We start from the raw sequence: 14,580 nt of genomic DNA on the forward strand, positions 1-14,580 counted from the left end.
ATGAAAAATAAGGAATAATGGAATATATGTACAGTTGTACCCTATAACCGAAGAGGTTACAAAAAAAGTTTCACAACCTACGAATCATATCCCATTGAGCTCGCGTAACTCTTTAATTTTTCTTTCAATAAATTACGCGCACGGTGCAGTCTAGACCTTACAGTGCCGATTGGAATGTCCAGTATCTTGGCCATTTCTTCGTATGTAAAACCTTCAATATCACACAAAATGATCACCGTCCGGAAGTCAACAGGCAGTGCATTTAATGCATTTGCAACCTCATCACCGATTAATTCCTGAACGGCGTCAGCCCGAAGATCGACCGTGTAAGTTGTATCAGAAGCTTCCTCAGAGTTGTAAGTAGTTTCAACTTCCTGATAATCTACTTTGGAAGGTTCCTTACTTTTCTTGCGGTAATCATTTATAAAACTATTCTTAAGAATCCGAAAAAGCCATGCTTTTGCATTGGTGCCTTGTTCAAAAGAAGAAATAAAACGGAAAGCCTTTAAATATGTGTCCTGAACCAGGTCATTTGCATCGTCTTCGTCCATAGTAAGGCGAAAGGCGAAATTATACATGGAGTCAATGTGTGGCATGAACTCACGGTTAAACACTTCATAACGAAGATCATCCGTGTATTCATTAGTCGTGAGCGTTTCTGACATGGCAACTAACATAGGAATGCTGAATTTACAAAGATTAACAACAGCTCCAAATCGTACAAATTAAAATTTGATGAATGGCTTTTTGAAGCTACTTAACAGCCATATTTTCACGATAAAAAATAAATCAACCGGAACCGCATCCTAAAATATTCCAAATTGAATTGCCTCCTGCCGTATTTAATGTATCAACATCAAATTCCGAGCCACGAAGGTTTCGTGTCAAAATGTCATATTAACGTTTGGAAAAAAGTTCCAGGAGGATGATAAGAAGGGTAGTAAACAGCACACTTGCGCCGATGCGGATCAGCGTGTAAAGGATCATTCCAAAGTGATTGATCTCCATTAAGAAGAGCATGGAATGGTGCAGCAGGATGAGCGGCAAGATGTACCCCAGAAATGCGCCCAGGCCCTGCGCCCGAATGCCAACCTCAGCACGCTCTGCGCCCCGGGACTTCATTTGATAATGGATGAGGAATGGTCGCAGGTAAGCAATCAAAACGGTGGCCGCCGCATGCATCCCGAATGTGTTGGAAAACACGTCCACAGTAAAGCCAATGCCGAAAGCGATCAGCAAGAGATACATTCTGTCGACGTCCGCCGGAAGTAACAGCACGCCGGCAATGTATATGAAACAGAAAGCATAATTGAACAATACGACATTCCGCATGAAGAAGATCTGCAGGAACAGATACAACAGGATCATCAGGGAATATTGTATTGCCTCTCGTAAGCTCATTTGGTATTTATCGTACGTAATTTAAGACTATCCTGCTCCCCAAGTTGTTGATTTTGTACCACATAAACGTAAGAGAGGTTCCTGAAATCGGTCGCAAGCTTCAATACAATGTTATAAAATGTCTGATTTGGATGCACACTCACCGTTTCAACCCTTCCTACCATGATGCCCGGAGGGAAAACCGAATTCTGGTCAGAAGTCACCGCCGAATCTCCTTTAAAGATCTTGGTATACTTCGAAACATCGATCATATCAATGAAATTGGGATCTTTTCCAGGCCATTTTGCATAGCCGATTTCCTTGCTCCTGACAAGCTTGGACGACACCATAAACTGCGAATGCAGGATGGAAGTCACGACAGCAAAATTCTCTGAACAAAACCTCACCTTACCAACCACTCCGGTAGCCGAAATGACGCCCATCCCAGGTTTGATCCCATCCGAACTTCCTTTGTCGATCGTCAGCACATTATTGGTTTTATTGGTCTCGTTATCAACCACTTTCGCCACAGTAAATGTAAAGCGTGACGCGAATGATGAATCCGGAACATAGCCAGCTGGAGAATCGATGGGTTTGTTCTGTGTTAATGCGGTAACTGTTGCACGAAGCCGCGCATTTTCGTTCGCCAACGCGGAATTCACCTCGTCCAGTTTCGTATATTCTTTTGCTGAATTGGAAAAAGCCAATGTCTTGGCGACATAATAGTTGGAAGTGTTAAAATACGTTGCACCCCAGTAGGTGTTACTGCGCACGATTAGCCATACACTGAGCACTTCCAGCAATACAAATACCAAAAAGAAACGATTCCGGACTACGAAATCAACGAGTTGGAGCATGGGCTAAAATGTTCACATCGTGAACGATCCAATACTACGAAATCAGTACCGGCTTGTACAATTCAAGATTTTTAAGGACTTCGCCTGTTCCTTTCACTACGGCTTTTAATGGATCATCCGCAATGTGGACCGGAAGTTTGGTTTTCTGAGCAATGCGTCGGTCGAGGCCGTGAATAAGCGCCCCGCCGCCGGTCAGATAAATACCATTCTTGAAAATATCCGCAGAAAGCTCAGGAGGAGAAATTTCGAGTGCCTTCATGACACCTTCTTCGATTTTTGAAATCGATTTATCCAGAGAATAAGCGATTTCGCTATAAGTAACGCGTATTTCCTTTGGAATCCCAGTCATTAAGTCACGTCCGCGGATCTGGTAATCGTCCAGTGGAATTTCAAGCTCAGGAGAAGCAGAGCCGATGGCCATTTTAATCAACTCAGCCGAACGCTCACCGATCAACAGGTTGTGCTCACGACGCATATAATCAACAATGTCTCTCGTAAAAACGTCACCCGCAATACGCACAGATTGCTCACAAACAATCCCTGACAATGCTATAACCGCGATTTCCGTGGTTCCACCGCCGATATCAACGATCATGACACCATTAGGCTGTGTGATGTCAATGCCGATCCCTATTGCAGCTGCGATAGGCTCATGCACCATGTAAACTTCCTTTGCACCTGCATGCTCGCAAGAATCTTTAACCGCTCTTTTTTCAACCTCTGTAATCCCGGAAGGAATGCAAACCACCATGCGGTGCGAAGGTGTAAAAAAACGGCTGCCCGTATCGATCATTTTGATCATACCACGGATCATCATTTCGGCAGCAGTAAAGTCAGCAATTACACCATCTTTAAGTGGGCGGATCGTCTTGATATTTTCGTTGGTCTTCTCATGCATTTGCATAGCTGTGTGCCCGATGGCTAAAACTTTGCCAGTGGTTTTGTCCATGGCAATGATAGAAGGCTCGTCAACAACTACTGTATCTTTATGGATGATCAGGGTATTCGCAGTCCCCAAATCGATCGCTATATCGCTCGTCAAAAAATCAAACAATCCCATATATTTTTTTAAAATTTTCGCTCACTTTGATTTCAGGATGGCAAAATTACAGATAAATAACCACAAACAAAGGCATTTAAAAAATTTCGGCATATGGCCATTTTGGGCCTGAAAAAGCCTGTTAGAGCACGCTAAAGATCAGAATTTATAAAACCTGTGTACCTTTGTTTTTACTATGGGAATCAGAGCACTATTAAGTGAGCCGCTGGCTCGATACATCGTACAACGACAAAATGAATGGATCTCCCGGAGCATTGAAGTGCAGGAAAAATGGAGGAAGGATTTGGTCAAAAAAGCGCTGAACACACAGTTTGGGAAAGACCATTTTTTTAAAGACATTAACTCCTATTCCGACTTCCGGGAAGCGGTGCCGGTTCATGATTACGAAGACCTTCACACGTACATTGATAAAGTAAAAAAAGGCGAAGAAGACATCCTCTGGCCTGGAAAGCCATTATATTTTGCCAAAACCTCAGGCACTACTTCGGGAACCAAATATATTCCCATCTCCAAAGACTCGATTTCAAACCACATTGACTCCGCCCGCAATGCCATTTTGACGTATATAGCGGAGACCAAAAGGGCGCAGTTTCTGGATAAAAAGCTCATTTTTCTATCCGGAAGCCCCGTGCTGACAGACACCGGCGGTGTACTGACAGGGCGGTTGTCAGGTATTTCCAATCACCATGTTCCGGGTTATCTGAAATCAAACCAGATGCCGAGTTACGACACCAACTGCATCGAAGATTGGGAGACGAAACTGGACAAAATCATCGACGAAACGATCGATCAGCCGATGTCACTGATCTCGGGCATCCCGCCGTGGGTGCAGATGTATTTCGACAAGATTACTGAAAGAACCGGGAAAAAAATTAAAGACGTCTTCCCTGATTTTTCGCTTTTCATTTACGGAGGCGTCAATTTCGAGCCTTACCGGGCTAAATTGTTCGAATCAATCGGCAAGCGGATCGACTCGATAGAGCTTTATCCTGCTTCCGAAGGATTTTTTGCCTATCAGAATTCGCAGCTGGACGATGGTTTGCTTCTGCTTCTGGACACCGGGATTTTCTATGAATTTATTCCTGTTGAAAACTTTTTTGATGAAAAACCGAAGCGGTTGTCCATCGGAGAAGTGAAAATTGGCCAGAATTACGCGGTGATCGTTAACAATAATGCAGGCTTATGGGGTTATTCGCTCGGAGACACAGTTCGGTTTGTTTCTCTGAATCCATATAAAATTTTGGTAACAGGCCGGATCAAGCATTTTATATCCGCATTTGGCGAACACATGATCGGAGAGGAAATTGAAAAAGCATTGCGTTATGCCATGGAACGCCATCCCGAGGTTGAAGTTGTTGAATTTACAGTTGCGCCCATGGTAAATTCTGGGAACGGCGGACTTCCATATCATGAATGGTTGGTAGAGTTTGCTGTTGAACCTAATAATAAAGAGCAGTTCGTGGTCGACATTGATAGAAAGCTTACCGAGCTCAACATTTATTATAAGGACCTGATTAAAGGCAGCATTCTGAAAACATTGGAACTCGTGCCTTTGCGCAAAAACACATTTATCGACTATATGCGCGCCAACGGCAAACTAGGCGGCCAGAACAAAGTGCCAAGATTATCGAATGACCGTAAGATCGCAGACGAGCTGATCAAAAGCAACCGGCAGTAATTAACCTAAGCATCAGAATGAAAAAAAATATAGCGATCCTAGGGTCAACAGGTTCGATCGGGACGCAGGCACTGGAAGTGATTGAGGCGAATCCTGAAATATTTTCGGTGGCAGTTCTTACCGCGCAGGAAAATGCAGATCTGCTGATTGAGCAGGCCGTGAAGTTTCTGCCAAAAGAAGTGGTGATCGGAAATGAAAAGCATTTTGATAAGGTAAAATCTGCGCTCTCAGCTTATAATATTAAAGTATATAGCGGCATCGAAGCATTGGTTTCTGTTGTGGAAATGGATGATGTGGACACGGTGCTTACGGCAATGGTCGGTTATGCAGGCCTTTTGCCGACTATTCACGCCATTAAAGCAAGAAAAGACATTGCACTGGCCAATAAGGAGACGCTCGTTGTGGCAGGCGAACTGATAACAGGCCTGGCAAAACAATACGGCGTTAACATTTACCCGGTTGATTCTGAGCATTCTGCCATTTTTCAATGTCTGGTTGGAGAAGAGGCAAACAAGATCGAAAAGATTATCTTAACAGCTTCCGGCGGCCCGTTCCGTGGCAAAGACCGTGCGTATCTGGCCAATGTTACCAAGGAGCAAGCATTAAAGCACCCGAACTGGAGCATGGGCGCCAAAATTACGATTGATTCGGCCACGCTGATGAACAAAGGCCTGGAAGTGATTGAAGCCAAATGGTTGTTTGATCTGGAAGCTTCGCAGATAGACGTCATTGTGCATCCGCAAAGCATTGTTCACTCGCTGGTGCAATTTGAAGATGGGAGTATCAAAGCGCAAATGGGTTTGCCCGATATGAAACTGCCCATACAATATGCCCTACGTTATCCAGCCCGTCTGAAATCAGCCTTTCCTAGATTCAATTTCACCGATTATCCTTCACTAACCTTCGAAAAACCGGATCTTGACACTTTCAGGAACCTTGCTATCGCTTATGAAGTTTTGGAAAAAGGGGGGAATACGGCTTGCATTGTTAATGCGGCCAATGAAATTGCGGTAGAAGCGTTTCTTCGGGATAAGATCGGATTTCTTGAAATTTCGGACCTCATCATTGAAAGCCTTGCCAAAATGTCCTACATTTCCGCCCCAACGTATTCCGACTACGTTCAAACCAATGAGGCGACAAGGCGTTTTGCTTCCGAACTGATTCAGGTAAAAGTTTAATGAAAACCACCTTTCTAAAATATTTATCCGTAGCGCTGGCCAGCACGCTAAAATTCTTTGGCGGCCCCATAGCAGGCGTTGTATTAAAATTAACCTGGATTGAAACGGCCATTTGTTCTGCAATAGGCATGATGTTCAGCGTGTTGATCCTCACTTATGTGGGTGGGGCAATTCAGGATTTTATTAAAAAACGTAGAAAAACGCCTCCTAAAAGGTTCAGCAGAACGAACCGGATTGCAGTGAATATTTGGAAACGTTTTGGCATCATTGGCATTGCATTCCTCACGCCACCCTTATTCACCCCGCTTTTCGGGCCAATCCTTGCAGTTGCGTTTAAGGTGCCACGTCCAGCCATTTTCTTGTGGATGTCAGTAAGCGCAATCATTTGGGGCCTCGCGATTTCTTACATCGCCCACAAAATGACATTTGTCCAGGAATGGATTAAATGATTCGGAAGATCATTCGCTGAGGAACAGCGGCTGGCGATCCAGCGGCTAACGATCAGCGGCTACTGCTCAGCGGCTAACCTCTTTCTTAGGTGCAGTTGTCTTCTTCATAAAATCGCCTTGCGAGAAGTATTTTTCAATCAGGCAATACATTAAGATAAAGAAATAGCGGCTTCCCATTTCCTTAATTTTCAGCTTTGATTCGCCGTATTTGCGGTTTGTCCAGCTGTTTGGCACAACGGCATAATTATAACCGCGCACCATTGCTTTTAAAGGAAGCTCAATGGTAAGGTTAAAATGCGGAGCCAAAAAAGGCTTTATTCCTTCAATAGTTTCCCTTTTATAAAGCTTAAATGCGTTGGTCGTATCATTGTATTTGATCCCCATCACCATCTTCACGATAAAATTGGCAACACGGTTGATCACTTTTTTCAATGCAGGATAATCAACAACTTTGCCGCCTTTTTCCCAGCGAGATCCGAAAACGCAGTCATAATCCCCATCCAGCATTTTGTAATAATATTTTACCAAATCCTCCGGGTCATCCGACATATCGGCCATAAAAACAGCTACGCAATCTCCTTTAAAACGCTCTAAACCATATCTTACCGCATATCCGAAGCCGTTAGGGCCTGGATTTGTGTAATAAACCAATGTTGGAATTTGAAGCGAAAGCTCGTCCAGCACACGAAGTGTTCCGTCTTTGGAATTATCGTTTGTGACGCATATTTCGTGAGGAATATTGTATTTATTTAATGTTTGGTGCAGCGATGTCAGAGTGTGTGTAATCGATTCCTCTTCATTATATGCTGGTATTACGACGCTTAGCTTCATAGATTGCAATTGTTGAAAACAGTACAAATTAAAGATTATTAATTCTAACTGCCAATTTTTTCAAATAAGGATAGCTGCTCGTCGTAGCGTGCCAATGTCTTCGCGATCACTGCATCATAGCTGTTGCCCAGCCATTTACCAACATTCTCAAACATATCCCGCCGGTTCTGCCAAAACTTTTGATTGGTGTTCGCATGAACATTGCTCAGCCCTGCGCTATGCTTGCGATAGACGCCCATAGGCTCTGGAAAATAGCCGATTTTACCCTGTGCGGCTAGTTGAATAATCACAGCCCAGTCGCCGGCAGCGGCCGTTGCATGCCAATCTGCAAAGTCATTTTGAAGAAAATAATTCCTGTAAACCCAGCTCGCAGTGGCCATAAACCACTTATCTTCCAGAATGTCTTCAATGCTGGAAACTGCCTTCTGATCAGGCGCATTAAAAAAATGTTCTGGAGACCCGTCTTCGTAGGTCACCAGAACATTATGGTGGGATATAGCAAAATCCGGATTCGCATCCAGAAAATCGACTTGCTTCTGTAATTTCAGCGGATCGGTCCAGTAATCATCGCCCTCGCACATCGCCACATACTCGCCTTTGCAAGCTTTCAGCAGTTGCAGCACATTATTCCGCCCCGCAAACTCCCGCGGCTCCTTAGGTCCCTGATTTTCCGAATGTAAATATGCCCGAATCCGTCCCGGATTTTTCTCCTGATATTCGCGAATGATCGCAGGCGTAGCATCCGTAGAAGCATCATCCCCAATCACAATCTCAAACTCAAAATCCGTAACCTGCATCAAAGCCCCATCAAGCATCTGCCCAATGTATCGCTCATGATTATATGTAGGAACGCAAACGGAAAGTTTCATTATCAGCTGAAAACCTCTTTCAATTGCTCCACGCTTGGGAAATTAGGCGTTACCAACTCTGTTTCTGGCTTGTAAATATACGCCATTGGGTAGCCTCTTTCGATGAAGGTTGGCTCGTCCAGGTTATTGTAGCGGAGTTGTACAGACCAGCGGATGTTGTTGGTAATGTTGTTGCCGGATTGGTGGATCAGGAATGCGGAGAAGACGAGGATATCGCCGACTTTGAATTCGGTTTGAACGAAATCTTCTTCCTTTAATGTGGTTGTGATCCCGCCTTGGTAACCGGATGTGTTTGATTCTTGCAAACCAATTTTATGGCTGCCTGGAATCACCTGCAAAGCGCCGATATCCGCGCCGGCATCAACCATTGGGAACCAGATTACTGTGCTGTCCAATGAGCCCTGGCCTGTGCGCCAGTCCTGGTGTGCGTCCAGTTTCCAGTGTTTGCTGCCGTCTTTTGACAAGAAACGACTGTTAAACTGCATCGCAGCGCGTGCGCCAATGATCGGGCTGGAAAGACCGACTTGTTTTAGAATGTCTTCAATCTTCGGATCAAGGCCCAGTCTATGCAGCGAGAATGTATGCTGAACAGTTTTACCCGTGTTGACGAACGCATTGAAGTCTTTTTCGAAAAATTCAAACATTGCATTCTCAAACTCATCACGGTTGTCGATATCTGGCGTTTTGCCGGTGACATGCTTGATTTGGGTTGCGAATATTTTTCTGGCGTCCGTGTAAATGTTATTGACAACGTCTTTGTCCAAAAAATCTCTTAAAAGAACATAGCCGTCATTGTTGAATTGCTCTTGAAGTGTGCTCATTGGTATGACACTTTATGTGGTTTGAAAAAAATTGAGAACCTAATCAGTCAGATAATGTAACCGGCTCTGAATAAGTTCTCAAATTTATGTTTCTATTGAAATCAAATAAATGACTTTTGCCGCCTTTTAATAAGATCTTAGTCCTCCCAGACTGCGTAAGCAAACCCGGCAGCGCCAAAGCCATTGCCATTGTAAAGCAGATATTTCTTGCCGTTATGCTGATAAAAGTTAGCATAATCGATCATTTGGTAATCAAAGTCTTCCGGATTATCCGATTTCGCAATCCCTACCAAGTTGTCCTTACGCTCCCAATTCGTGCCATCCACAGATTCCGCATAACCCAATCTGTAACTCTGGTTGCGATCTGTGCGGTAATCACGCGTGTGGCGGTAAGAATAGTACATTTTGTAAATTCCATCTTCTTTAAAAACGCTCGGACGGCCTACTGCATGCAGAAAATCATCAAAATCCAGTGCGGGAATGTCGCTGATGTCCCAATGGATTCCGTCTTTGCTCGTGGCAGACTGACCTCTGTAAAAAGGCTCAGGATAATCGTGAATGTATTCGCATTTGTGGCCGGAAATATACCACATCCGCCAGGTGCCGTCTTCATCGATCATTACCGAAGGCTGTGCGGCCCAAAGCGGGTTTTGAATGCTGCGGTCCATGATCGGGCCTACGAACATTTTTTTGAATGACAAACCGCCGTCTGTGCTCACTGCCAGTCCCATCGAAAGTCTGTAAGAGTTCCAGGTGCGGTTCCAGCCGGTGTAATAAAGCCAGATGTCGCCATTCGGCCGGTTTACAAACCAGGAAGGCATAGCGCCGGTTTCATCGTATTCACCCGGGCCGCCAAGTTCCAGAATAGGCTTATCGTGGATGTAAAGGATCTTTTTGGGATCGTCGGAATCTACATCGATGAATGTCGGGCGCGATTGGCCGTCTTTGTCTCTGGACGAAAAATATATGCGTAAAAAATCTTCGTGCTTATATGCAAACGGAACCTGCGCGTGCGACAAACTGTGCGCCAATGTTCCGTCCGGCTTATATATTACTCCTTTTTTAACCCACATGTAATGATAATGTTATTGATTAATCAACCGCCTTTTCAGCGCGCAAACGCCAGTTGTCTACGAAATCCTTGCCTGGAATCGGCAGGTCAATGTCCACTTCCGGAGCTTTCGCAGTAACCCTGTATTCCATCACATAAAAAGCATTTCCAAACACATAATGCAATTTGAAATTCTCAATATTGGCAGGAACGTCTTCCAGAGGCACTTCGGCGCGGAAAAGCGGGTTGGCTTTTAATAATGTAGCGTAAGTAGGCGTGTTCCGTAACCAGGGCGCAATGCTCTCGTCACCCACAACCACTTTACCACCCGGGCGAACCACGCGTGTAAGCTCGTCAAATGCACGTTTTCTTTCAGAGAATGTATTAATGCCTCCAAAATGGAAAACAGCGTCAAATGTATCATCTGGGAATGGCAGGTAAGAACCGTTTCCAAGGAAATAATGCACATTAACGTCTTCTGTCGAGAGTTTTTCCTGTGCTAGTTTCAACATATTAGGAGAAAGATCGGACAGAACTGCTGTTCCGCCTGGTCTTACGCGGTCTAAAATCAATGATGAGTCTTTACCCGTTCCGGCGCCCACTTCCAGCGCCTTCATGCCCGGTTTCAATTCCATCAGGTCGATGAAGAATTGTCTGGTCGATGCTTCGTCCGAATGGTTCAATGTTTCAAAAACCCAGGAAACACCTTTGTCATAGCGAAGGAACGCTTGATCGTATAAATATTGCTCGCGTGCATCTTCTGGCAACAACTCTTTGGGATAGAGCATATTAACGATGCCCGTGTCGCCTACTTCATATATTGTTCCGTCTTCACTTTTCAGTGATTTTCCGTCTTCGGCTATTGTTAGTGCGGTTCCTGTAAGCGGACAAACCAACGATTCTAAAAACTCCTTTTGATTCATTTGTGCTTGGCTGATTGATATATATCTGGTCAAAATTACTTTTTTCTTTTGAACAACATTCAATATCAACCCGCTTATTACCAAAAGGACGGCACATTTGTCTTGTTTCCCGACTGCCGTGCGACAATCTAATTATTCTTACCTTTGAATGATTTGTATCGATCTCAGTCTCTCAGAATAGATTTTAATTGAATTATGTCTCAGCTGCAAGAAAAAATAAAAGCCCTCGCCAAAGATCAATCCGCCGATATTATAGCGCACCGCCGCCATTTGCACAGCAATCCAGAGTTGTCTTTTGAAGAATATAAAACCGCAAAATTTGTAGCCGCCGAACTCACGGCCATTGGCTTACAACCCGAAGAAGGCGTTGCCGGAACGGGCGTTGTGGCGATCATTGAAGGCAGAAATCCCGAAAAACGTGTGGTTGGCTTGCGTGCAGATATGGACGCGCTGCCGATTTTCGAGGCCAATGATGTTCCTTACAAGTCAACCGTTCCGGGTGTGATGCATGCTTGCGGGCACGATGTGCATACATCGTCGCTGCTTGGAACTGCAAGGATTTTGAATCATTTAAAAGAAGAGTTTGAAGGAACTATCAAATTGGTTTTCCAGCCTGCTGAGGAAAAAGCGCCGGGTGGAGCTTCGTTAATGATCAAGGAAGGTGTTTTAGAAAACCCCAAACCGGCGAGTATGGTTGGCCAGCACGTTGCTCCTAACATTCCGGTTGGCAAAATCGGCTTCCGTGAAGGCATGTACATGGCCAGCACCGACGAACTTTATTTAACAGTAAAAGGAAAAGGTGGTCATGCAGCGGCTCCGCATCAATTGGTTGATCCGGTTTTGATGGCTTCACATATCATTGTCGCATTGCAGCAGATCATCAGCCGCAATAGAAATCCTGCTAACCCAGCCGTGCTTTCATTCGGAAGATTTATTGCGGATGGCGTTACCAATGTGATCCCAAACGAAGTGACCATTCAGGGAACATGGCGTTGTATGGATGAAGAATGGCGGGCAGATGGTTTGAAAAGAATGAAAAAAATGGCCGAAGGCATCGCAGAAGCGATGGGCGGAAGCTGTGAATTTGAAATTGTACACGGTTATCCTTTCTTAAAAAACCATCCTGAGTTGACCCGGCGCGTCAGAAGTTCTGCCAAAGATTATATGGGTGCAGAAAATGTCATTGACCTCGATCTGTGGATGGCAGGCGAAGATTTCGCATTTTACTCACAAGTCGTGGATTCTTGCTTTTACAGATTAGGAACCCGCAATGAAGAACGCGGGATTATTTCCGGCGTACACACGCCCACATTTGACATTGACGAAAGTGCATTGGAAATTTCAACCGGATTAATGTCCTGGCTGGCTATTTCTGAACTTGGCCATGCGGGATATAACGCTTAAAAAAGCTGTTGACTTTCAATGTAATAACACCAAGGATTGCTTCCTTAAAGATTCCTTTCGACATTTTGGAAGCGCCTTTGGTCCTGTCTGTGAAAATGATAGGCACTTCTACAATGTCGAAGCCGTATTTCCAGGAATTGAATTTCATTTCAATTTGAAAAGCATAACCGATAAAGCGAATATTGTCCAGGTTAATGGTTTTCAAAACCTTGCTCGTGTAGCAAATAAATCCGGCCGTAGGGTCCATGATCTGCATTCCTGTGATCATTCGCACATAATATCCTGCAAAATAAGACATTAACACCCTGTTAATCGGCCAGTTAACTACATTAACCCCAGTAATGTAACGCGAGCCGATGGCCACATCGTGACCTTCAACAGCGCATGCATGGTGCAGGCGGATCAAATCTTCGGGCGGATGAGAGAAGTCCGCATCCATTTCAAAAATATACTCATAACCCCGCTCCATGGCCCATTTGAAGCCGTGAATGTAGGCTGTTCCCAATCCTAATTTTCCCTTTCTTTCAACCAGGTGAAGTTGGCCTTCATAAGTTTTCATGAGCTCTTTCACCACAGCCGCAGTGCCGTCGGGCGATCCGTCGTCAATGATAAGCACGTGAAATGGCTGACTTAAGCTAAATACTTTTCGTATGATTGCCTCGACATTTTCAATCTCGTTGTAGGTAGGGATTACTACAATACTATTATTCACAACTGGTGATAGGGTTAAATTAAATGTGTGATTTTCAGAGCTTAATATTATTTGTTTTCTCCCGGATCTCCACATTCTTGTTCACTTTTTCATAGATCCGCGTCATCGTTTCCGGACGGGTCATGTAATAATCGTAGCTTTTGCGGTAAGCCACAGTATCCACTTTGTGTTTTTTCCAAATGTCGCTTTTGAGCTTGCCGAAGATCATCAGCGACGAATCGAGCGATCTTAATTGCATCCGGTTCACCCGCGACTCGGCCAAATGAATGTCTGTCAGGATCGTCGCCATTTTTTCCTCGCTCATTGTATCCTTAGGCGGCTTTTCGTCACTGACACAACTTGTAAAAAGCAGCGTAGCGAGTAAAAAGTGGATCAATCCGTTTCGGAAATTAACTGTCGGACACCTCATAAAACGCAAAATGTATATCTTTGTTTAGATACGCCGGGTAGCAAAGGTGATAATTTTTTCGCAAAACTAATGTTTGAACAGTTTCTTGGAAAGCTAAGAAAGTATGAAATCCGCATGCGGAAAGCGGTGACCAGCGAGCGTTACGGCAATTTTCACTCCGTTTTCAAAGGCTCGGGACTCGAATTCGACGACCTGCGGCTTTACCAATATGGCGACGACGTGCGAGCCATCGACTGGAACACTTCTGCCAAAGGACACGGAACATTTGTCAAAATTTTCAAAGAAGATAAAGAGCAAACCGCCTTTTTCATGCTCGATGTAAGCGCATCGCAGCAAGTAGGAGAGCTGAAAAGGCTTAAAATTGACATTGCAAAGGAGATTTGTGGTGTTTTAACATTATCCGCGATTCAGGAAGCCTCGCGGGTTGGTCTGCTTTGTTTTTCTGATAAAAATGAGCGCTATATCCGGCCGTCGGACGGCATGAAGCACGGTTATGGTGTTATTTCTGAACTCTACAAGCTTGTTCCGGAATCCACGAAGACGAACATTGCTGAGGCGATTTTAGTAACGTTAAATGTTGTTAAAAGAAGAAGTCTCATCTTTTTGATCTCCGATTTCATAGACAACAACTATCAGCATAACCTCAAAGCATTAGCCCGCAAACACGACTTGATCGTCATTCATTTGTACGATTCAAGAGAAGTAAATTTGCCGGGTTTGGGAATTATTCCACTTTACGATGCCGAAAAGCAAAGCACGGTTTGGGTCAACACATCTTCCAAGCAATACAAAGAGGAAATGGCGAGCCGTTTCAGCAAGCGAAGCTCCGAGCTTGAAAGACTTTGCCATCAAAACCGCGCGGATTACATTTCGATCAACACACAGGAGGATTATGTGCCCGCGCTGATCCATTTGTTTAAAGTGAGACGTTATACTAAAAGTAGTGCATCGTCGTAAA

Annotated in this window: 16 protein-coding genes; 5 read left to right on the forward strand and 11 right to left on the reverse strand. The window is 44.4% G+C overall.

Annotated features, from left to right (window positions below; genetic code table 11):
- Window positions 1-77 precede the first annotated feature (77 nt).
- The 4 genes from L0659_RS15050 to L0659_RS15065 form a co-directional block, all read right to left on the reverse strand.
- Complete coding sequence (locus L0659_RS15050) at window positions 78-677, reverse strand: sigma-70 family RNA polymerase sigma factor (RefSeq protein WP_035360656.1); 600 nt, start codon at window positions 675-677, stop codon at window positions 78-80.
- Window positions 678-897: 220 nt separating this feature from the next.
- On the reverse strand, window positions 898-1,401 hold the full coding sequence (locus tag L0659_RS15055; RefSeq protein ID WP_235127146.1) for a hypothetical protein: 504 nt from the start codon (window positions 1,399-1,401) through the stop codon (window positions 898-900).
- On the reverse strand, window positions 1,398-2,237 hold the full coding sequence (mreC, locus tag L0659_RS15060) for a rod shape-determining protein MreC (RefSeq protein ID WP_235127147.1): 840 nt from the start codon (window positions 2,235-2,237) through the stop codon (window positions 1,398-1,400). Before mreC ends, L0659_RS15055 begins: the two co-directional genes overlap by 4 nt.
- 34 nt (window positions 2,238-2,271) lie before the next feature.
- Window positions 2,272-3,297: a rod shape-determining protein gene (locus tag L0659_RS15065; RefSeq protein WP_019946014.1), complete on the reverse strand. Its 1,026-nt coding sequence runs from the start codon at window positions 3,295-3,297 to the stop codon at window positions 2,272-2,274.
- A 175-nt stretch (window positions 3,298-3,472) separates the two neighbouring features.
- Here L0659_RS15065 and L0659_RS15070 point away from each other — a divergent pair, with 175 nt between their 5' ends.
- The 3 genes from L0659_RS15070 to L0659_RS15080 are packed head-to-tail and all read left to right on the forward strand — an operon-like array spanning window position 3,473 to window position 6,602.
- Window positions 3,473-4,975: a GH3 auxin-responsive promoter family protein gene (locus tag L0659_RS15070; RefSeq protein WP_235127148.1), complete on the forward strand. Its 1,503-nt coding sequence runs from the start codon at window positions 3,473-3,475 to the stop codon at window positions 4,973-4,975.
- 17 nt (window positions 4,976-4,992) lie between these two features.
- On the forward strand, window positions 4,993-6,153 hold the full coding sequence (locus tag L0659_RS15075) for a 1-deoxy-D-xylulose-5-phosphate reductoisomerase (RefSeq protein ID WP_235127150.1): 1,161 nt from the start codon (window positions 4,993-4,995) through the stop codon (window positions 6,151-6,153).
- Complete coding sequence (locus L0659_RS15080; protein ID WP_235127153.1) at window positions 6,153-6,602, forward strand: hypothetical protein; 450 nt, start codon at window positions 6,153-6,155, stop codon at window positions 6,600-6,602. Before L0659_RS15075 ends, L0659_RS15080 begins: the two co-directional genes overlap by 1 nt.
- 66 nt (window positions 6,603-6,668) lie before the next feature.
- Here the strand turns inward: L0659_RS15080 and L0659_RS15085 are convergent, their stop codons facing one another.
- The 5 genes from L0659_RS15085 to L0659_RS15105 form a co-directional block, all read right to left on the reverse strand.
- Window positions 6,669-7,433, reverse strand: a complete 765-nt coding sequence (locus L0659_RS15085) for a glycosyltransferase family 2 protein (RefSeq protein ID WP_235127155.1) — start codon at window positions 7,431-7,433, stop codon at window positions 6,669-6,671.
- Window positions 7,434-7,477: 44 nt separating this feature from the next.
- Window positions 7,478-8,302: a glycosyltransferase gene (locus L0659_RS15090; RefSeq protein WP_235127156.1), complete on the reverse strand. Its 825-nt coding sequence runs from the start codon at window positions 8,300-8,302 to the stop codon at window positions 7,478-7,480.
- A gap of 2 nt (window positions 8,303-8,304) precedes the next feature.
- A complete protein-coding gene (locus L0659_RS15095; protein WP_082217464.1) occupies window positions 8,305-9,123 on the reverse strand; it encodes a phytanoyl-CoA dioxygenase family protein in 819 nt (272 codons plus the stop codon).
- 137 nt (window positions 9,124-9,260) lie between these two features.
- Window positions 9,261-10,196: a hypothetical protein gene (locus tag L0659_RS15100; RefSeq protein ID WP_235127159.1), complete on the reverse strand. Its 936-nt coding sequence runs from the start codon at window positions 10,194-10,196 to the stop codon at window positions 9,261-9,263.
- A 19-nt stretch (window positions 10,197-10,215) separates the two neighbouring features.
- The gene (locus L0659_RS15105; RefSeq protein WP_026629625.1) at window positions 10,216-11,097 is read right to left on the reverse strand and encodes a class I SAM-dependent methyltransferase; all 882 of its coding nucleotides are present in this window, start codon (window positions 11,095-11,097) and stop codon (window positions 10,216-10,218) included.
- A 195-nt stretch (window positions 11,098-11,292) separates the two neighbouring features.
- Here L0659_RS15105 and L0659_RS15110 point away from each other — a divergent pair, with 195 nt between their 5' ends.
- Entirely contained in the window at window positions 11,293-12,501 is a 1,209-nt protein-coding gene (locus tag L0659_RS15110) for a M20 family metallopeptidase (RefSeq protein ID WP_235127160.1), read from the forward strand.
- Here the strand turns inward: L0659_RS15110 and L0659_RS15115 are convergent.
- Window positions 12,464-13,213 carry a polyprenol monophosphomannose synthase gene (locus L0659_RS15115; protein WP_233794660.1) on the reverse strand — a complete coding sequence of 250 codons (750 nt, stop codon included), beginning with the start codon at window positions 13,211-13,213 and terminating at the stop codon, window positions 12,464-12,466. The two genes, L0659_RS15110 and L0659_RS15115, sit on opposite strands and share 38 nt — an antisense overlap.
- A gap of 34 nt (window positions 13,214-13,247) precedes the next feature.
- Entirely contained in the window at window positions 13,248-13,622 is a 375-nt protein-coding gene (locus tag L0659_RS15120; RefSeq protein WP_235127163.1) for a DUF4296 domain-containing protein, read from the reverse strand.
- Between the two features lie 69 nt (window positions 13,623-13,691).
- On the opposite strand from L0659_RS15120, the gene L0659_RS15125 reads away from it, so the two are divergent.
- Window positions 13,692-14,579 carry a DUF58 domain-containing protein gene (locus tag L0659_RS15125; RefSeq protein WP_235127167.1) on the forward strand — a complete coding sequence of 296 codons (888 nt, stop codon included), beginning with the start codon at window positions 13,692-13,694 and terminating at the stop codon, window positions 14,577-14,579.
- Window position 14,580 lies beyond the last annotated feature (1 nt).

Source organism: Dyadobacter sp. CY347 (assembly GCF_021502655.1).
GTDB lineage: Bacteria > Bacteroidota > Bacteroidia > Cytophagales > Spirosomataceae > Dyadobacter.